The sequence below is a fragment of the Kitasatospora sp. NPDC001603 genome (assembly GCF_040298365.1).
GTDB lineage: Bacteria > Actinomycetota > Actinomycetes > Streptomycetales > Streptomycetaceae > Kitasatospora.
Genome location: NZ_JBEPAA010000042.1, coordinates 7,937 through 25,222 on the forward strand (window position 1 = coordinate 7,937; position 17,286 = coordinate 25,222).

The 17,286-nt window shown below is 73.0% G+C and carries 16 protein-coding genes and 6 tRNA genes; 12 read left to right on the forward strand and 10 right to left on the reverse strand.

Features of this window, described 5'->3' with window-relative positions:
* Positions 1-25: 25 nt before the first annotated feature.
* The 4 genes from ABT263_RS24565 to ABT263_RS24580 form a co-directional block, all read right to left on the reverse strand.
* Positions 26-97: transfer RNA gene (locus ABT263_RS24565), tRNA-Val, on the reverse strand.
* Positions 98-138: 41 nt separating this feature from the next.
* Positions 139-210 (reverse strand) — tRNA-Val (locus ABT263_RS24570).
* Between the two features lie 34 nt (positions 211-244).
* A tRNA-Cys gene (locus tag ABT263_RS24575) sits at positions 245-318 on the reverse strand.
* A gap of 40 nt (positions 319-358) precedes the next feature.
* A tRNA-Gly gene (locus ABT263_RS24580) sits at positions 359-431 on the reverse strand.
* A 317-nt stretch (positions 432-748) separates the two neighbouring features.
* Here ABT263_RS24580 and ABT263_RS24585 point away from each other — a divergent pair.
* From ABT263_RS24585 to ABT263_RS24595, 3 genes are all read left to right on the forward strand, one after another.
* Positions 749-1,798, forward strand: a complete 1,050-nt coding sequence (locus ABT263_RS24585; RefSeq protein WP_352293252.1) for a chorismate-binding protein — start codon at positions 749-751, stop codon at positions 1,796-1,798.
* Between the two features lie 76 nt (positions 1,799-1,874).
* Complete coding sequence (locus tag ABT263_RS24590; RefSeq protein ID WP_352293254.1) at positions 1,875-2,705, forward strand: aminotransferase class IV; 831 nt, start codon at positions 1,875-1,877, stop codon at positions 2,703-2,705.
* A gap of 78 nt (positions 2,706-2,783) precedes the next feature.
* Entirely contained in the window at positions 2,784-3,623 is an 840-nt protein-coding gene (locus ABT263_RS24595) for a GNAT family N-acetyltransferase (protein WP_329486843.1), read from the forward strand.
* A gap of 7 nt (positions 3,624-3,630) precedes the next feature.
* On the opposite strand, the gene ABT263_RS24600 is transcribed toward ABT263_RS24595, so the two are convergent.
* Positions 3,631-4,131 carry a DsbA family protein gene (locus ABT263_RS24600; RefSeq protein ID WP_329486842.1) on the reverse strand — a complete coding sequence of 167 codons (501 nt, stop codon included), beginning with the start codon at positions 4,129-4,131 and terminating at the stop codon, positions 3,631-3,633.
* 119 nt (positions 4,132-4,250) lie between these two features.
* Here ABT263_RS24600 and ABT263_RS24605 point away from each other — a divergent pair, with 119 nt between their 5' ends.
* Entirely contained in the window at positions 4,251-4,742 is a 492-nt protein-coding gene (locus ABT263_RS24605; RefSeq protein WP_352293256.1) for a hypothetical protein, read from the forward strand.
* Positions 4,743-4,778: 36 nt separating this feature from the next.
* On the opposite strand, the gene ABT263_RS24610 is transcribed toward ABT263_RS24605, so the two are convergent.
* A complete protein-coding gene (locus tag ABT263_RS24610; RefSeq protein WP_352293258.1) occupies positions 4,779-5,348 on the reverse strand; it encodes a CGNR zinc finger domain-containing protein in 570 nt (189 codons plus the stop codon).
* 406 nt (positions 5,349-5,754) lie between these two features.
* A complete protein-coding gene (locus tag ABT263_RS24615) occupies positions 5,755-6,168 on the reverse strand; it encodes an SsgA family sporulation/cell division regulator (protein WP_030056266.1) in 414 nt (137 codons plus the stop codon).
* A 194-nt stretch (positions 6,169-6,362) separates the two neighbouring features.
* Here ABT263_RS24615 and ABT263_RS24620 point away from each other — a divergent pair, with 194 nt between their 5' ends.
* From ABT263_RS24620 to ABT263_RS24630, 3 genes are all read left to right on the forward strand, one after another.
* Positions 6,363-6,887: a TIGR02611 family protein gene (locus ABT263_RS24620; protein WP_352293260.1), complete on the forward strand. Its 525-nt coding sequence runs from the start codon at positions 6,363-6,365 to the stop codon at positions 6,885-6,887.
* Positions 6,888-6,998: 111 nt separating this feature from the next.
* Positions 6,999-7,070 (forward strand) — tRNA-Val (locus tag ABT263_RS24625).
* Positions 7,071-7,279: 209 nt separating this feature from the next.
* Positions 7,280-7,351, forward strand: a tRNA-Val gene (locus tag ABT263_RS24630).
* Positions 7,352-7,460: 109 nt separating this feature from the next.
* Here ABT263_RS24630 and ABT263_RS24635 read toward each other — a convergent pair.
* Positions 7,461-8,228 carry a 3'-5' exonuclease gene (locus tag ABT263_RS24635; RefSeq protein ID WP_352293261.1) on the reverse strand — a complete coding sequence of 256 codons (768 nt, stop codon included), beginning with the start codon at positions 8,226-8,228 and terminating at the stop codon, positions 7,461-7,463.
* A 151-nt stretch (positions 8,229-8,379) separates the two neighbouring features.
* Here ABT263_RS24635 and ABT263_RS24640 point away from each other — a divergent pair, with 151 nt between their 5' ends.
* From ABT263_RS24640 to ABT263_RS24655, 4 genes are all read left to right on the forward strand, one after another.
* Positions 8,380-8,934 carry a DUF4365 domain-containing protein gene (locus ABT263_RS24640; RefSeq protein WP_352293264.1) on the forward strand — a complete coding sequence of 185 codons (555 nt, stop codon included), beginning with the start codon at positions 8,380-8,382 and terminating at the stop codon, positions 8,932-8,934.
* 31 nt (positions 8,935-8,965) lie between these two features.
* Complete coding sequence (locus ABT263_RS24645; RefSeq protein ID WP_352293266.1) at positions 8,966-10,138, forward strand: hypothetical protein; 1,173 nt, start codon at positions 8,966-8,968, stop codon at positions 10,136-10,138.
* An 87-nt stretch (positions 10,139-10,225) separates the two neighbouring features.
* Complete coding sequence (gene thrS / locus ABT263_RS24650) at positions 10,226-12,205, forward strand: threonine--tRNA ligase (RefSeq protein ID WP_352293269.1); 1,980 nt, start codon at positions 10,226-10,228, stop codon at positions 12,203-12,205.
* Between the two features lie 86 nt (positions 12,206-12,291).
* Entirely contained in the window at positions 12,292-12,852 is a 561-nt protein-coding gene (locus tag ABT263_RS24655; protein WP_329486834.1) for an HIT family protein, read from the forward strand.
* Positions 12,853-12,944: 92 nt separating this feature from the next.
* Here the strand turns inward: ABT263_RS24655 and ABT263_RS24660 are convergent, their stop codons facing one another.
* Positions 12,945-14,591, reverse strand: coding sequence for an AbeC-like domain-containing protein (locus ABT263_RS24660; protein WP_352293271.1), 1,647 nt, complete (start codon positions 14,589-14,591; stop codon positions 12,945-12,947).
* Between the two features lie 184 nt (positions 14,592-14,775).
* On the opposite strand from ABT263_RS24660, the gene ABT263_RS24665 reads away from it, so the two are divergent.
* Positions 14,776-15,210: a thiol-disulfide oxidoreductase DCC family protein gene (locus ABT263_RS24665; protein ID WP_329486831.1), complete on the forward strand. Its 435-nt coding sequence runs from the start codon at positions 14,776-14,778 to the stop codon at positions 15,208-15,210.
* A gap of 13 nt (positions 15,211-15,223) precedes the next feature.
* On the opposite strand, the gene ABT263_RS24670 is transcribed toward ABT263_RS24665, so the two are convergent.
* Positions 15,224-17,272, reverse strand: coding sequence for an elongation factor G-like protein EF-G2 (locus tag ABT263_RS24670; RefSeq protein ID WP_352293273.1), 2,049 nt, complete (start codon positions 17,270-17,272; stop codon positions 15,224-15,226).
* Positions 17,273-17,286 lie beyond the last annotated feature (14 nt).

Genomic DNA, 17,286 nt, shown 5'->3' on the forward strand with positions numbered 1-17,286 from the left:
GCAGCAGACCCCGAAGGATCCGACGTGCGCGATACTGGGATTGAACCAGTGACCCCTACCGTGTCAAGGTAGTGCTCTCCCGCTGAGCTAATCGCGCCTGGTGTGGCGGTCCTGCAGCAGACCCCGAAGGATCCGACGTGCGCGATACTGGGATTGAACCAGTGACCCCTACCGTGTCAAGGTAGTGCTCTCCCGCTGAGCTAATCGCGCGGGGAGGTCGCCCGGTCGAACCGGTCGTACCTCTTGGAGGTGGAGACGGGATTTGAACCCGTGTAGACGGCTTTGCAGGCCGTTGCCTCGCCTCTCGGCCACTCCACCAGGCAACACTCGAAGAACGATCTTACACTGTTCTCCATCGAGCGGACGACGAGATTCGAACTCGCGACCCTCACCTTGGCAAGGTGATGCTCTACCAACTGAGCCACGTCCGCCTGTCTCCCGGGGGCCTCACCGCTTTTGTGCGGCTGCGCTCCCTGGCGACGTGTTGAACTCTAGCGGATTCCCGGGCCAGCTAAAAATCCGTTCCCGCAGCGTGCCGCGGGGGTGCCCCCGGGGTGCCGCCCCGTCAGCCGTTCCGGGTGGCCACCGCCCCCACCTGCGGCGCACCCGACGGTCAGCCGCCGGCCACCCGGCGCACACCCGCGCGACGCCCGCACCTGCTCACGCCCCCTGCGGCGGCCCGACCCCCGCCCGCGCCCCCGACCTACACTTCAGGCACCGCAGCCCCACCAGCCCGCGCAGGAGAACCGTGTCCGGCCAGCCCGTCCCCCACAGCCCGCTCGCCCGCTTCGGCGGCCGCCTCGCCACCGGGCTGCGCGACGTCACCTCGGACCCGGCCGCCCTCGACTCCGCCGGCTTCTGGGCCGTCGTCCACGACTTCGAGGGCCGCCTCACCTGCGCCCGCTTCGACGACGTCCGCCCCGCCCCCGCGCCCCCGTCCGGCGCGGGCTGGCTCGGCCCGGCCGCCGACAGCTGGCACAGCTCCCTGGACCGCGCCGCCTACGAGGCCGGCGTCCGCCGCATCCGCGACCACATCGCGGCCGGCGAGGTCTACCAGGCCAACCTCTGCCGCGTCCTCTCCGCGCCGCTGCCGGACCGGGACCGCAGCGACGTCGACGCCCTCACCGGTCTGCTCGCACGCGGGAACCCCGCCCCCTACGCGGGCACCGTCCGGTTGCCCGGACACGGCGTCGAGATCGCGACCGCCTCGCCCGAGCTCTACCTGCGCCGCGACGGCCGCACCGTCTCCTCCGGCCCGATCAAGGGCACCGGCCGCACCGAGGCCGACCTGCTGGAGAAGGACCACGCCGAGAACGTGATGATCGTCGACCTGGTCCGCAACGACCTCGGCCGGGTGTGCGAGACCGGCACCGTCACCGTCCCCGACCTCTGCGTCGTCGAGAAGCACCCCGGCCTCGTCCACCTGGTCTCCACCGTCCAGGGCACCCTGCGCCCGGAGGCCGGCTGGCCCGAACTCCTCGGCGCGACCTTCCCGCCCGGCTCCGTCACCGGCGCCCCCAAGTCCAGCGCGCTGCGGATCATCGACGCCCTGGAGACCGCCCCGCGCGGCCCCTACTGCGGAGCCGTCGGCTGGGTCGACGCCGACCGCGGCGAGAGCGAACTCGCCGTCGGCATCCGCACGTTCTGGATCGACCGGACCGACCCCGGCGCACCCGTGCTGCGCTTCGGCACCGGCGCGGGCATCACCTGGGGCTCCGACCCGGCGCGCGAGTGGGCGGAAACCGAACTGAAGGCCGCCCGCCTGGTCGCGATAGCGTCGGGCACCGCAACCGACTGAAGCGGGACGCACACCCCCGGGCCACCACCGACCCAGGCTCACCGCACCGCGCAACCGCCTTGAGGAGCAGCCCTCGATGCAGCACCCCACCAAGAGCTGGGTCAACGGGTCACTCGTCGACTCCGCCGACGCAGCCCTGTCCGTCCTCGACCACGGCCTCACCACCGGCGACGGCGTCTTCGAGACGATGAAGGCCGTCGACGGCCGGGCCTTCGCCGTCACCCGCCACCTCGACCGGCTCACCCGCTCCGCCCGCGGCCTCGGCCTGCCCGACCCCGACCACGACCTGGTCCGCGAAGCCTGCGCCCAGGTGCTGGCCGCCAACCCGATGCCCCTGGGCCGCCTGCGCCTCACCTACACCGGCGGCATCGCCCCGCTCGGCTCGGAGCGCGGCCAGGACGCCCCCACCCTGGTCGTCTCCCTCGGCACCGCCGCCCGCCGCCCCGACACCACCGCCGCCGCCACCGTCCCGTGGCGCCGCAACGAGCACAGCGCCGTCGCCGGCCTCAAGACCACCTCCTACGCCGAGAACGTCGTCGCGCTCGCCGCCGCCCACCGCGTCCAGGCCTCCGAAGCCCTGTTCGCCAACACCGCCGGGCAGCTCTGCGAGGGCACCGGCTCCAACGTCTTCGTCGTCCTCGGCGGCCGCCTGCTCACCCCCACCCTCGCCTCCGGCTGCCTGGCCGGCATCACCCGGCAGCTCGTCGTCGACTGGTGCGGCGCCGAGGAGACGGACCTGCCGCTGGACGTGCTCCGGGAGGCCGACGAGATCTTCCTGACCTCCACCCTGCGCGACGTCCAGGCCGTCACCCGGATCGACGACCGTGAACTCGCCGGACCGGGCCCCGTCACCACCAAGGCCCTGGCCGTCTTCACCGAGCGCAGCGGCGACGACCTCGACCCCTGAGCCCCACCACACCGGCCCCGGACTCCTCGCGGCCCCCCGGCGGATAGAACACCCGGGCGGCGGGGAAGGGACCACGACATGACCACCACGCTGCGCCCCGAGGGGCCGGAGTCACCCGCCGCCGGCGGCCGCACCAGACGCTGGCAGATCTGCGCCAACGGCCGCCCGGTCGGCGCGCTGCGCACCACCGCCATTCGCCGCGGCAATCAACTCTGGGGTGAGATATCGGAGTTGGAGGTGCACGAGGGGCGCGGCCGGGGGCGCGGCACCTTCGGTGCGCTCGCGGCCGAGGAGGTGCTCCGCGGCTGGGGCTGCACCCGGGTCGACGCCGACGTCCCGGAGGCGGCGCCGGCCGCGCGCGGCCTCGCCGTCGCCCTCGGCTACACCGAGCGGATGCGGAACATGGCCAAGCGGCTCGCCGCCCCGCCCGCGCTCCCGGCCGGCGTCGCCGCGCGCCGGATCGACGCCGAGGCCTTCCCCGGGTGGCTGGCCGACGCCAAGGAGGGGTATCTGTCCGACCTGGTCTCCTCCGGCCTCGGCGCCGAGCAGGCCCGCGCCAAGTCGGACGCCGACCACCAGTCCCTGCTGCCGCAGGGCGCCGACAGCCCCGGCGTGGCCCTGCGCCGGCTCTACGGGGACGCGCCGGACCCGCTGGGCTCGCTCTGGCTTGCCCTGCGGGTCCGGGACCTGCCCGACGGCGCCCCGCTCGCCTGGGTGATGGTCGTCGAGGTGGCCGAGGCCCACCGGGGCGCCGGCCACGGCCGCTCGCTGATGCTGCTCGCCGAACGCGAGTGCCTGGCCGCCGGTGTGAGGGACCTCGGGCTCAACGTGTTCACCGGGAACGCGGTCGCGATCCGGCTCTACGAGTCGCTCGGCTACCGGGTCACCAACCGGGTCTACGGCAAGCCGCTGACCTGACTTGGCGTCAGGACGCCTTCGCCGCCTCGATGACGGCGACGATCCGGTCCCGCAGGCCGTCCTGGCTCTGCCCGCCGTCCAGCCGCTTCCCGCCGATCACATACGTCGGGGTGCCCCGCACCCCGATCGCCTTCCCCTCGGCCTGGTCGGCGTCCACGATCAGCGTGTGCCGGCCGTCGACCAGCGCCGTGTCGACCTCCTCGGCATCCACTCCCACGGCGCGGGCCACCTCCAGCAGCACCTCCTCGCCGCGAGCCGCCAGGTCGTCGACCCGCTCCAGCAGGGCCTCCACGTACGGCCACCCCAGGCCCTGGGCGAACGCCTCCTCGGCGGCCTGCGCCGCGGCGTACGCGTGCTTGTGCTTCTCCAGCGGGAAGTGGCGCAACTCGACGACGAGCGCGTCACCGTACTGCTCGCGCAGCGCCCGGACGTCGTCCAGGGCGGTGCGGCAGTCCGGGCACTGGAGCTCGCACCAGAACTCGAGACGGGGGAGGGAACCTTCGATCATGCCCCCAGTGTTCCACTAGTGGGCACCGCGCCGTCCCGGCGGTGTGCCCGGGCGCCGGCCGGAAGCGACGGGAGGTCCGACCCGATGACGAGGACAACTGGACGTGACGGAGTGCCGCCGTGCTGACGGCGGCGGTCTCCTTCGTGCTCACCGCCGCGGGCGTGGCCGTCGCGGGCCTGCGCGCCTACCGCCGGCGCTACCTCTCCGCGACCCGCTGGTTCGCCGTGGCGCTGCTGCCGGCCGGCCTCTACCTGACCGGCCTCTTCCCGGTGGCGCGCACGATCGGCAGCGAGCTCGCCGACTGGGCGACCAAGCTGGTGTTCGACCCCCGGGTCTGGACGGGCATCGCGCTGCTCGCGGTGTCGGCCGCCCTGCTGGTCACCACCCGCTGGGCGGGCCGCCGCCGCGCGGTGGACGCCACCGGCTCCGCGCCGCCCGCCGCCGGGCCCGCCCCGGGACGGGCCGCCGTCACCGGTGCACCGGCCGGCCGGGCCTCCGCCGCCCCGAAGGCCGCCGCTCCCAGGAGCACCGCGCCGAAGGCAGGCAAGCGGGACGACGGCCTCGGCGACTTCGCCGACATCGAGGAGATCCTGCGCCGCCGCGGCATCTGAACGCGGCGGTCACGGCGAGCGGGGGCCGGTGAGCGCTCAGGCGGAGGGCACGGCCTCCGCCGAGCGCTGGCGCGCCCGGTAGGCGGCGACGTGCAGCCGGTTCCCGCAGGTCCGGCTGTCGCAGTAGCGCCGGGACCGGTTACGGGAGAGGTCGACGAAGACGCGGGCGCAGTCCGGCGCCTCGCAGCGGCGCAGCCGCTCGCGCTCGCCCGCCGTGAGGATGAACGCCAGGGCCATGCCCAGCTCGGCCGCCAGGTGGTCGTGCAGCGCGGCGTGCGGGGCGAAGTAGTGGATGTGCCAGCCGTGGTGGTCGTGGTTGGTGAGCCGGGGCGTGGTGCCGGCGGCCGCGACCAGCGCGTTGACCAGCTCGGCGGCCTCCGCCGTGGACTCGGTGCCGAACACCTCCCGCAGCCGGGTGCGCAGCTCCTGCACCTTGCGCAGGTCGTCCTCGGTCAGCGAGTCGATCTCGCTGATCTCCTGGCGGACCACGAAGGCGTCCAGCGCGGCCACGTCGGGCAGCAGCTCGCTGCCGCACACCTCGGGCGCCGTGTTGAGCAGCTCGACGAGGATGCTCAGCGCGCACTCGGTGTCATGGGTGATCAGCACGTGGGGGCTCCTCGCGCGGAGGGGGCCGTCGGCACCCCGCGTCTACGGTCAGTCTCAGACCTTACCGGGCCCCGCAGCGGCGGGCCGCCGCTTCGGTCGAAGGCGTGTACGGATTGCGACGGGGCGTGCGGGCGGCCGTGTCGCGGACCCGCGAAGTCCGATCGCCCACCGCCGGGAAACAGCGGCGCCCGGCAGCGAGGCCGGCCACCCGTACGGATGGCCGGCTCCAGTGCCGGGCGCCTGCGGTGCTGCAGTCCGCCCCGGTGGGGGCGGACCGTTTCACCGGCCCCGAGTCCGCGTCGTGCGCGGCTGAGTCGTGCTGCCGTGCCCCCGAGTAGGACGGCAGCGGTGACAGCAGGGGGTTACGGCCCCGCCGACGGCGGGGCGTGACCGCCTCCGGTCGGGGTCAGCTTTCGGCGAGGATGTGGGACAGCTCCCGGTCGAGGTCGAAGTGACGGTGTTCGGTGCCGGGCGGCACGGCGGCGTCCGTGCGCTTGAGAAACGACTCAAGCGCTCGGGCCGGGGCCTCCAGCAGGGCTTCTCCTTCCGGAGAGCTCAGCGCGATGCAGACCACCCCTTGCCCGTGACTGCGCGAGGGCCAGACCCGGACGTCGCCGGTGCCGGTGGGTCGATGCAGCCCCTCCGCAAGGAGATCTCGGGCGAACACCCACTCCACCGTCTCGTCGGCGCCGGTGTGGAACGTGGCGTGCACGGCATAGGGGTCGGCGGTGTCGTAGCGCAGGCCCGCGGGGACGGGCAGTGAGGACTCGCTGGACACGATGAGGCGCAGGTGCAGCTCGCAGCTGACCGTGGTGTTCATAAGCGCCATGGCCTTTCGCTCAGTGTGCGCTCGGGGAATCGCACGTCGGCGAACGGACCATCCCACCTCCACGACCGATGTAAACCCCTCTGTCCCGATTCGGGGCCGAGTCGTACCCCTTACGGCGCATTGCGGAATCGGCACGGAGTGCCCGCCGGGGCATTACCGGGCCACTTCTCGGTTAGTTTCCTGGCATGACTGTGCGAAGCGACAAGGCGCGCGGGAACGCGGGCGGGAACACGAGAACGGGTGATGCGGTCGTGCCGGACGACTCGGGGGTACCCACGCCGGACGGGGACGGGGACGGGGACGGGGCGCAGGACGCGGCGGGCGCCGACGGCGGCCGGCCGCTGGGCTCGCGCGCGCCGCACTTCATCCGGCGGTCCAGGCCGCTGCACCTGAGCTGGCAGGTGGCCGTCTTCCTGGTCGGCCTGGCGGTGGTGGTGGCCGGGGTGATCATGCTGCCGCTGCCCGGCCCCGGCTGGGTGGTCATCTTCCTGGGGATGGGCGTCTGGGCCACCGAGTTCGTCTGGGCCCAGCTGGCCCTGCGCTGGACCCGCCGCAAGGTGGCCGAGGCGGCGCAGAAGGCGATGGACCCGAGGGTCCGCCGCCGCAACATCACACTCACCGCGATCGGCCTGGCGGTGATCGCCGGGATCGGCGCCTGGTACCTCTGGAAGTACGGGCTCACCATGCCCTGGAAGATCAACCGGCACTGACCCGGCCGCGGCGACCGGTGGCGGCCCGTTCGGGTGACGGGTCGGGGCGGGGGCCCGGGGCGGGCGTGTTCGGAGCACCCCGGGGGATGCGGTAATGTTTTCCCTGCACCCGGGCGATTAGCTCAGCGGGAGAGCACTTCGTTCACACCGAAGGGGTCACTGGTTCGATCCCAGTATCGCCCACCGGAATGCATTGTGATATGTGAGGCCCAGTCGATTATCGGCTGGGCCTCACATGTATTTCCGCAATCCCGTGAACTGCCGCCGGAGAATCGGACTGAGGCGCAGTCACCTTCCGCGCGGAGCGCGAGTTCTGCCGATGCGCCGGCCGCCCGGGCTGGTGCGAGTTGTACGACACCCCCCGAATGGTGCTACTGTTCTTCTCGTTGCCCGGGCGATTAGCTCAGCGGGAGAGCACTTCGTTCACACCGAAGGGGTCACTGGTTCGATCCCAGTATCGCCCACCGGACAGCACGCAGGCCCCGATCGGATACCGATCGGGGCCTGTTGCGTTCGTGGACCGAGCGACCGGGCGACCGATCCGGCGGGCGCCGGCCGTCGCATCCGGTCCGGCTACGCCGCGACCTCGCAGCTGTGCTCCGCCGACAGCCGCCGTCCGCACCCGCAGCGGGCCGGGCGCAACGGCCAGGAGAAGTCCACCCGCTCCGGCGTCCCCGAGCGGTCGAACCAGTTCTGCAGCCCCCGGGCCTGCGCGGCGTGCCAGACCGCCTGCCGCAGGTGCAGCTCGGCCGCCGACAGCCCGCCCAGTGCCGCCGGGTAGCGCGCGCCGATCGTCCGGACCAGCCCCAGGGCCGCCGTCGCGTCGGCCGCCGCGTCGTGCGCCCCGGTCAGCTCCACCCCGTAGTGCGCGCACAGGTCGGTCAGCGTGCGCCGGCCCTTGCGGTAGCGGTCCACGTGCTTGTCCAGCACCCGGGGATCGAGCACCAGCAGCCCGTCCGGGCCGAGGGCGTCCGCCAGCGCGGTGGCCCGGTGGCGGCGCAACTCCCGGTCCAGCAGCGTCAGATCGTACGGCGCGTTCATCACCACCACGGGGTGCCCCGCGCGGCTCTGCTCGGCGAGGGCACGGGCGATCTCCGCCACCACCGTCTGCGCCGGGCGGCCGTGCGCGCGCACCCGCTCGTCGCCGATGCCGTGGATCGCCCGGGCGCCGTCGGGTATCGGCACGCCCGGATCGGCCAGCCAGGAAGTGGTCCGCGGTGCCGCGCCCGGGCTGAGTTGGACGACCAGGGCGGCCGAGACGATCCGGTCGGTCTCGACGTCCACGCCGGTGGTCTCGGTGTCGAAGGAGGCGAGCGGACCGGTGTACCAGTGCTGCTGCATGACTGCCCCTCAGGTACTGCGATTCCCGCCCGGGTGATACCCGCTCCTGACGCCCCTTCAACCGTTTGGCCCTGTCCGGGCCGGGCACCCTGCGATCAGACGACCCGTTCGAATCCGGACGGGCCACCGGGCCGGGGGAGGCTACGGGGCGATGACGCTGACAGAGCCGCAGCCCGGCGGGGCGGCGGCCGTCCTGCGGGGCGATCTGGCCGTGACGGCCTGCATGGAGACACTGCAGGTCGGCTATCTGCACGCGGTGGCGGCGGCGGCCGGCTGCTCGCTGTCCCAGCCCTTCCCCGACAACGGCATCGACTGGCAGGTCAGCCACGGCTCGCGCGCCCACGCGGTGGACGACGAGGTCACCGTCAAGATCCAGCTGAAGGCCACCGCACAGACCGCACCCGATCCGCGCGGACCCTTCTTCAGCTTCACCCTGGACAACGACCACCTGCGCAAGCTCGCGCGGGAGCGGGTCGCGGTGCCCCGGATCCTGGTCGTGATGCTGCTGCCGCGCCGGGTCGACCGCTGGCTCTCGGCCGGCCCGGACGCGCTGGAGCTGCGGCACTGCTGCTACTGGGTCAACCTGGCCGGACACCCGGTCACCGGGCAGCGGCGGACCAACGTCCGGGTGCCCACCGCGAAGGTGTTCGACGACCGGGCACTGTGCGACATCATGGCGCGGGTCGGCGCGGGCGGCAGCCCGTGACGGCCCGGCCCCGGCGGGGAGGAGCAGGACCATGACGCTGCCACACGGGCCGCAGGAGGTCTCCCGGGCGCTGCCCGACCCGGCGGCCGTCGACCCGGCGGTGCTCACCACGCTGCTCGCCCGGCACGGCTGGGTCCGGCGCGGCGGCCCCTCGGCCCGGTACGGCCGCTGGACGCCCCCGGGCGACTCCGACCCGGGCACCAGCCTGCTGGTCCCGGCCGGGGAGGGCTTCGACGACGCCGTCGAGCTGCTCGCCGACGCCGTCACCGCGCTGTCGCGCTCCCGCAGCCCGTCCGCCCGCTCGATCCTGCTCGCCCTGGCGGTGCCGGGGGACGAGCTGCAGTGGCGGCGCGAACTCCCCGGGCCGGCCGGCACCGCGCCCTGGGACGGCGCCGAGCGGCTCCAGCGGGCGGCCCGGGCGATGCTGGCGGCCGGCGCCAAGGCCGGGCGGACCAGGGCCGCCTACTTCGGCGCCCGGCTGGACACCTGGGCCGGGGACTTCCTGGAGCAGGTCCTGGTGGTCGGCGGCGGTCCGGCGGCGGACGGCGCCGCCGGACTCACCGCGTACACCCCGGCGCCCGAGGGGCGGGCGGTGGTCACCACCCTGGTCCGCGCCCTGGAGGCGCTGCGGGACGCCGTGGACTACCGGCGGGTCAGCGGCGGCCCGGAGGCCTTCGAGAACGCGGTGCAGGCGGGCGTCAGCCGGGAGCTGGTGCAGTCCGTCGAGGACCTGGTGCGCGGCGCCACGGCGGCCCAGCTGTCCGTCGCCTGGTCGGCCGCCGCCGGCCCGCCCGGCGGTTTCGGCGACCGGCGGATCGCCCTGGAGTTCTCCCCCGGGGACCTGCCCGCGCTGGAGGAGGCGGCCGCCCTGCTGGAGCGGATCGAACCGGCGGTCGCCGTCACCGTGGTCGGCCTGGTCGTCCGGCTCAAGCGCGCCGACCCCGCCGGACCGGGCACCGTCCGGCTGAAGGTGCTCGGCGGCGCGGAGGTCAGCGAGGTCCGGGTGCGGCTCGCCGACCCCGCCTACCGGGTGGCCGTCGAGGCCCACCTGGCCGGGGCTCCGGTGCGGGTCAGCGGCCGGCTGGAGCGCCGCGGCGGGTTCCGGCGGCTCACCCACCCGGGAGCGCTGGAGCCGTGCGGTCTGGAGGAGGCCGAGCGGGAGCGGCTGCTGAAGACCCTGGGAGAAGGGGGAGCGGGGGCGTAGGTGCACGGCGGGGGTGGTGCTCTCGGTACCATCGTCACGCGCAGCGCCGTGTTGCGTCCTATGAATCCAGCACGTCAGGAGAGACCGGTGACGGACGTCCGGGTAATCATCAACCGCGAACCCGATCGGGAAGAGCGCGTGGTGACCACGGGCACTACGGCCGCCGAGCTCTTCGCCGACGACCGCTCGATCATCGCCGCCCGCATCGCCGGCCAGCTCAAGGACCTCGCGTACGCCGTGCAGGACGGCGACGAGGTCGAGCCGGTCGAGATCGGCAGCAAGGACGGCCTGGACATCCTGCGCCATTCCACCGCGCACGTCATGGCCCAGGCCGTGCAGCAGCTCTTCCCGGAGGCGAAGCTCGGCATCGGCCCGCCGGTCAAGGACGGCTTCTACTACGACTTCGACGTCGAGAAGCCGTTCCACCCCGATGACCTCAAGGCCATCGAGAAGAAGATGCAGGAGATCATCAAGAAGGGCCAGAAGTTCTCCCGCCGGGTGGTCACCGACGAGGCCGCCGCCGAGGAGCTGGCCGCCGAGCCGTACAAGCTGGAGCTGATCGGCCTCAAGGGCTCCGCCGCCACCGCCGGCGAGGGCGCCGACGTCGAGGTCGGCGCGGGCGAGCTGACCATCTACGACAACCTGGACGCCAAGAGCGGCGACCTCTGCTGGGGCGACCTCTGCCGCGGTCCGCACCTGCCGTCCACCCGGCACATCCCGGCCTTCAAGCTGATGCGCAACGCCGCCGCCTACTGGCGCGGCAGCGAGAAGAACCCGATGCTGCAGCGCATCTACGGCACCGCCTGGCCGACCAAGGACGAGCTGAAGGCGCACCTCGACTTCCTGGTCGAGGCCGAGAAGCGCGACCACCGCAAGCTCGGCAACGAGCTCGACCTCTTCTCCATCCCCGAGGAGATCGGCTCCGGCCTCGCCGTCTTCCACCCCAGGGGCGGCATCATCCGCCGCGCCATGGAGGACTACTCGCGCCGCCGGCACGAGGAGGAGGGCTACGAGTTCGTCTACACCCCGCACGCCACCAAGGGGAAGCTCTTCGAGAAGAGCGGCCACCTGGACTGGTACGCGGACGGTATGTACCCGCCCATGCAGCTCGACGAGGGCGTGGACTACTACCTGAAGCCCATGAACTGCCCGATGCACAACCTGATCTTCGACGCGCGCGGCCGCTCGTACCGTGAACTGCCGCTGCGCCTCTTCGAGTTCGGCACGGTATACCGGTACGAGAAGTCCGGCGTGGTGCACGGCCTGACCCGCGCCCGCGGCTTCACCCAGGACGACGCGCACATCTACTGCACCCGTGAGCAGATGGCGGAGGAGCTCGACTCCACGCTGACCTTCGTGCTCAACCTGCTGCGGGACTACGGTCTGACCGACTTCTACCTGGAGCTCTCCACCAAGGACCCGGTCAAGTTCGTCGGTTCGGACGAGGCCTGGGAGGAGGCCACCGCCGTGCTCGCGAACGTGGCCGAGAAGCAGGGCCTGCCGCTGGTCCCGGACCCGGGCGGCGCGGCCTTCTACGGCCCGAAGATCTCCGTCCAGGCGAAGGACGCGATCGGCCGGACCTGGCAGATGTCGACCATCCAGCTCGACTTCAACCTGCCCGAGCGCTTCGACCTGGAGTACACGGCGGCGGACGGCTCGCGTCAGCGGCCGGTCATGATCCACCGTGCGCTGTTCGGCTCGATCGAGCGGTTCTTCGCGGTGCTGCTGGAGCACTACGCCGGCGCCATGCCGCCGTGGCTGGCCCCGGTCACCGTGACCGGCATCCCGATCACCGACGAGCACGTGCCGTACCTGCTGGAGGTCGCGGCCGAGCTGAAGAAGCGCGGCATCCGGGTCGAGGTCGACACCTCGGACGACCGGATGCAGAAGAAGATCCGGAACGCGCAGAAGAGCAAGGTGCCGTTCATGCTGATCGCGGGCAACGACGACGTCGAGGCGGGCGCGGTGTCGTTCCGCTACCGCAACGGCGAGCAGAAGAACGGCGTGCCGCTCGCCGAGGCGGTCGCCGAGATCGTCGACGCGGTGGAGCGTCGCGTCCAGGTGTGACCTCCCGCCCCGCGTCAGCGGGGTTCGCGGGGCAGTCTCCACACGGAGTCTGCCCCGCACTGCTTTGCAAGCCACGCCGGGCGAATATGCTGATCAGCATGACGACTGAGCCGGAACTGCAGCGGGGCGTCGGCGAGCCGGACGGCTTCCGCCGCCTGTGGACCCCCCATCGGATGGCCTACATCCAGGGCGAGAACAAGCCCACCGGTCCGGCTCCGGACGACGGTTGTCCGTTCTGCTCGATCCCGTCGCTGAGCGACGAGGAAGGGCTGGTCGTCGCGCGCGGGAACTCCGTGTTCGCGGTGCTCAACCTGTACCCGTACAACGGCGGGCACCTGATGGTGGTCCCGTACCGGCACGTCGCGGACTACACCGAGCTGGACGACGCGGAGACGGCCGAGCTGGCCGTGTTCACCAAGAAGGCGATGGCGGCGCTGCGGGCGGCCTCGGGCGCGCACGGGTTCAACATCGGGATGAACCAGGGCGCGGCGGCGGGCGCCGGGATCGCGGCGCACCTGCACCAGCACGTGGTGCCGCGCTGGGGCGGGGACACCAACTTCATGCCGGTGGTCGGCCACACCAAGGTGCTGCCGCAGCTGCTGGCGGACACCCGCAAGATGCTGGCCGAGGCCTGGCCGCAGGGCTGAACCGCGGGGCTGAACCGCGGGGCCGGACCACAGGGGAAAGGGGCCCACCGGAGAACCGGTGGGCCCCTTTCCCCTGCTCTGCGTCGGGCCGCTCAGCCCGCGTCGTACTGGTCGACCTTGTAGGGCCGGGTGCCCTGCGCCTCGGACTTGATGATCGAGGCGCGGTTCTTGAAGAAGCGCTCGGTGTCGAGGTCGTGCTCCTCCAGGAACTCCAGCACGGCCGCGTGGACGGCGGTGAGCACCGGGGTGGCGGCGTTGAGCGCGTTGTCGGTCATCGACCGGGTGTTCCAGGGCGGTGCGGCCCAGACGTGGCGCAGGCCGAACGGCTCGGGCAGGCCGAGGCCGCCGCCGAGCCAGGCGAGCAGGCCGGGGCTGCGGTGGAGGGGGGCGCGGACGGCCTGCCGGACCACTTCGTCGTTGTCGATCAGCGGGAGCTTGACCGTCCGCTCCTCCCAGAACTTCAGGCTCTTCGGGACGGACTTCTCCTTGTCCTTGGGCTTGTCGGAGAAGACGCCGTTGACCGGGCCGAGCGCGTAACCGGCCACGCTGACGTTCATGGTGTGCGCGAGCAGGACGACGGTGACGGTGAAGGTGAGCACCAGCTTGCCGTCGTGGGTGACGAACTGGGTGGCGAGGTAGTGCCGGGGGCCGCCGGGGAAGGTCTGCTTGTCCGCTATGGCCTGGACGGCGAAGTCGCGCATCCGGTCGCCGTCCATGTCGGCGTTGCCGGGGCGGCCGATCTCGTCGGCGCCCTCGCCGACCTCGAAGACAACCCACTGCTTGACGGCGACGTTGGGAATGCCGCTGTTGGCGACCTCGCTGATGCCGAGGCCCTTGAGGTGCCCGGCGATCTTGCGGACGAGGTCCCAGGGGTGGAACGCGCGGAAGTCGGCGTGGCCCTCGGCCGGGCGCAGGGCGTCGACCATCTTCCACTCGCCCCAGCGCCGGCCGGCGCCGAGGATCCCCTTGGGACCGGCGTAGTGCTGGATGTTGGTGTCCTGCTCGGCTTCGAGCCGGCCGAGCTTGGCGCGCAGGTCGGCGGCCTTCTTGTCCAGGTCGTCGCGCGGGACGGCCATGGGGACGGTCGCGGCCACGGCGTTGCCCTCGACGAGGTCGCGCCAGCGGTTGCGCAGGTCGACGGCGGTGCCGACGACGATGCGCTTGGCGAGGTACCAGCCGACGACCGGTGCGAGCATCACGATGCGCAGGTAGACGCCCAACAGGCCGCCGGCGGGCGGCTTGAGGGCGAGCAGCACGCCGACGGCGGCCGCCACGAGGAGGACCACCGCGCCGACGACGCCGGCGTTCCTGGGGCTGTCCCGCTTGAGCCAGGCGCGGAGCTGGAAGGCGCCGAGCCAGACCAGGGCGCCGGGCAGGAAGAGCAGACCGGTGACGAGGGTGACGGTGGTGAGCCGGCGGTCCCGGGCGGCGCGCAGGTCCTCGGCGGCCAGGCAGTGCTCGACGATCTGCCGGGTGTCGATGCCGAAGGACGGGACCAGGGGCTTGCGGTCGCCGCCGAGGGTGCGTCCGATCACGGCGCGGCTGAAGGCCTCGCCGAGGTTGGGGCGGAAGAGGGCGAAGCGGCCCTTCTTCTCGGTGGCGTTGGCGACGGTCTCGACGAAGCCGCGGACCTCGCCGTCGCGGTAGGCGGCCGAGGAGAGCGCCTGGGTGACGGCGGTCTGCGGGCCGGTGTCGGTCCGGGGTATCTGCGCACCCGGGGTCATGTCGAGTGTCGTCACGGTGGCTTCCCCTCCTCCCCTTGTCAGCGGCAGGGTACCGCGCCGCGGTACCGGCGCGCGGATGATCGTCTGAAGTGCCGTCACGTTCGGGCCAGTACGCGCTCGTGGGGCATGATGCCCACCTTTGCGCCGGGCGATACCCGTGTGCGGGGGGTGGACGGGCGCAATGGTGCACGATGGGCGCATGGGCCGTACGGAGGGAGCCGTGATGAAGGATCCGGTGCTGGTTTTCGACGGGGACTGCGCGTTCTGCACGACGTGTGCCGGCTGGGCGGAGCGGTACCTGCGCCAGACCCTGGCGTCGGGCGGCTGGGAGGCGGAGCCGTTCCAGTTCGCGGATCTCGCCGGGCTGGACGCGCTGGCCGGAGGGCGCGGCGAGGTGTCCTGGGAGCGGGCCGGGCGCGAGGTGCTCTGGGTGACGCCGGCCGGCCGGGTGTACGGCGGTGCGCAGGCGGTGGCGCGGCTGCTGATGCGGTCGGGCGGGGTCTGGGCGTACCTGGGCGGGGTGCTGGCGCTGGCGCCGGTGCGGCCGCTCGCGGACGTGCTGTACCGCTGGGTGGCGAAGAACCGGCACCGGATGCCGGGCGGGACGCCCGCCTGCGCGCTGCCGAAGCGCTGACGCTCCGGGACCGTCAGGCGGTGTGCTTGGCCGCGAGGGCGGCGGGCATGGGTTCGTGGCGCAGGTGGGCGCGGGAGAACTCGGCGGTGCCGTGGGTGAGGGAGCGCAGGTCGACGGGGTAGCGGGCGAGTTCGAGCTCGGGGACCTCGGCGCGGAGCAGGGTGAGGCCCGGGCCGCCGGTCTCGGTGCCGAGGACCCGGCCGCGGCGGGCGGAGAGGTCGCCGAGGACGGCGCCGAGGTAGTCGTCGGGCAGCAGGACGCTGACCGCGGAGACCGGTTCGAGCAGTCGGATGACGGCGTGTTCCGCGGCGTCGCGCAGGGCGAGGGCGGCGGCGTTCTGGAAGGCGGAGTCGGAGGAGTCGACGGAGTGGGCCTTGCCGTCGGTGAGGGTGACCCGGATGTCGACGAGCGGGTACCCGGCGCCGACGCCCTTGGCGAGCTGGGCGCGGACGCCCTTCTCCACCGAGGGGATGAAGTGCTTGGGCACGGCGCCGCCGACGACGTGTTCCCGGAACTCGAAGCCGGCGCCGGCCGGCAGCGGTTCGACCTCCAGCGCGCAGATCGCGTACTGGCCGTGCCCGCCGGACTGCTTGACCAGTCGGCCGTGGCCGGCGGCGGCGGTGCCGAAGGTCTCGCGCAGGGCGACCTTGGGTTCGACGGTGTCGACGTGGACGCCGTGCCGGCCGCGGAGCCGGTCGAGGACGACCTCGGCGTGGGCCTCGCCGGTGCACCAGAGGACCAGCTGGTGGGTGTCGGGGTTCTGTTCCAGGCGCAGCGCCGGGTCTTCGGCGGTGAGCCGGGCGAGGGCCTGGGAGAGCCGGTCGTCGTCGCCCTTGCTGTGCGCCTCGATGGCGATCGGCAGGAGTGGTTCGGGCAGCGGCCAGCCGTCGAGCTTCACGGGGTGGCCGGGTTCGTGGACGGTGTCGCCGGGGCGGGCGGTGCTGACCTTGGCGGCGCAGACGAGGTCTCCGGCGACGGCGTGCGGGACGGGCCGCTGGAGCTTGCCGAACGGGCTGGTGAGGCCGGTGACGCGTTCGTCGCCGGTCTGGTCCTCGGGGTGGTCGGGGCCGGTGAGGTGGATGTGGGTGTCGGGGCGCAGGGTGCCGGCGTAGATCCGCAGCAGGCTGATCCGGCCGACGTAGGCGTCGGCGGTGACGCGGACGACCTGGGCGGCGAGGGGGGCGTCGGGGTCGCAGTCCGGGCCGGGGCGGGTGCGTTCGGTGGGGTCGGGGAACGCGGTGGTGATGAGGTCGAGGAGTTCGGCCGAGCCGAGGCCGCGGTCGGTGGTGGGCAGGGCGGGGTGCAGGGCGCAGGCGAGGACTTCGCGGCGCAGACCGGCTTCGAGGGCGTCGGTGTCGAGCGGTTCGCCGGCGAGGTAGCGCTCCATGAGGGTGTCGTCCTGGCCGGAGATGGCTTCGACGAGGCTCTCGCGGGCGGGGCCGGTGTCGGGCAGCGGTTCGGCCTCGCCGTAGGTGCGGCCGGTGAGCAGGTCGACGGTGCCGGCGGGGTGGCCGTCGTGGTGGACGGGGAGGAAGAGCGGGCGAAGGGTGTCCGGGCCGAGCCCGAAGGCGTCGTGGCAGGCGGTGAGGATGTCGTCGAAGTCGCTGCGGGCGATGTCGAACTTGGCGACGGCGATGGCGCGGGGGATGCCTTCGGCGGCGCACTCGCGCCAGAGGGCGCGGGTGGGGGTGGTGACCGGGTCGGTGGCCGAGACGACGAAGACGGCGCCGTCGGCGGCGTGCAGGGCGGCCCGCAGGTCGGCGGTGAAGTCGGGGTGGCCCGGCGGGTCGATCAGGTTGACCTTGACGCCGTTCCATTCGAGGGGGAGCAGCGAGAGCTGGACGGAGCGCTGCTGCTGGTGCTCGATGTCCTCGTGGTCGGAGACGGTGTTGCCGTCGGTGACGCGGCCGGCCCGGCCGAGGGCGCCGGCGGTGAGGGCGAGGGATTCGGCGAGGGTGGTCTTGCCCACGCCGCTGCAGCCGATGAGGACGACGTTGCGCAGCAGTCCGGGGTCGGTGACGCTGGGCGCCTGGCCGGATCGTGCGGTGCTGCGGTCGGGCATCGGGGTCTCCTCCC

Coding starts and splice junctions, on each gene's coding strand:
- ABT263_RS24590 (WP_352293254.1), top strand. CDS start 1,875: ATGCAGCACCCCACCAAGAGCTGGGTCAACGGGTCACTCGTCGACTCC.
- ABT263_RS24595 (WP_329486843.1), top strand. CDS start 2,784: ATGACCACCACGCTGCGCCCCGAGGGGCCGGAGTCACCCGCCGCCGGC.
- ABT263_RS24600 (WP_329486842.1), bottom strand. CDS start 4,131: ATGATCGAAGGTTCCCTCCCCCGTCTCGAGTTCTGGTGCGAGCTCCAG.
- ABT263_RS24615 (WP_030056266.1), bottom strand. CDS start 6,168: ATGAACACCACGGTCAGCTGCGAGCTGCACCTGCGCCTCATCGTGTCC.
- ABT263_RS24620 (WP_352293260.1), top strand. CDS start 6,363: ATGACTGTGCGAAGCGACAAGGCGCGCGGGAACGCGGGCGGGAACACG.
- ABT263_RS24635 (WP_352293261.1), bottom strand. CDS start 8,228: ATGCAGCAGCACTGGTACACCGGTCCGCTCGCCTCCTTCGACACCGAG.
- ABT263_RS24640 (WP_352293264.1), top strand. CDS start 8,380: ATGACGCTGACAGAGCCGCAGCCCGGCGGGGCGGCGGCCGTCCTGCGG.
- ABT263_RS24645 (WP_352293266.1), top strand. CDS start 8,966: ATGACGCTGCCACACGGGCCGCAGGAGGTCTCCCGGGCGCTGCCCGAC.
- ABT263_RS24655 (WP_329486834.1), top strand. CDS start 12,292: ATGCTGATCAGCATGACGACTGAGCCGGAACTGCAGCGGGGCGTCGGC.
- ABT263_RS24665 (WP_329486831.1), top strand. CDS start 14,776: ATGGGCCGTACGGAGGGAGCCGTGATGAAGGATCCGGTGCTGGTTTTC.
- ABT263_RS24670 (WP_352293273.1), bottom strand. CDS start 17,272: ATGCCCGACCGCAGCACCGCACGATCCGGCCAGGCGCCCAGCGTCACC.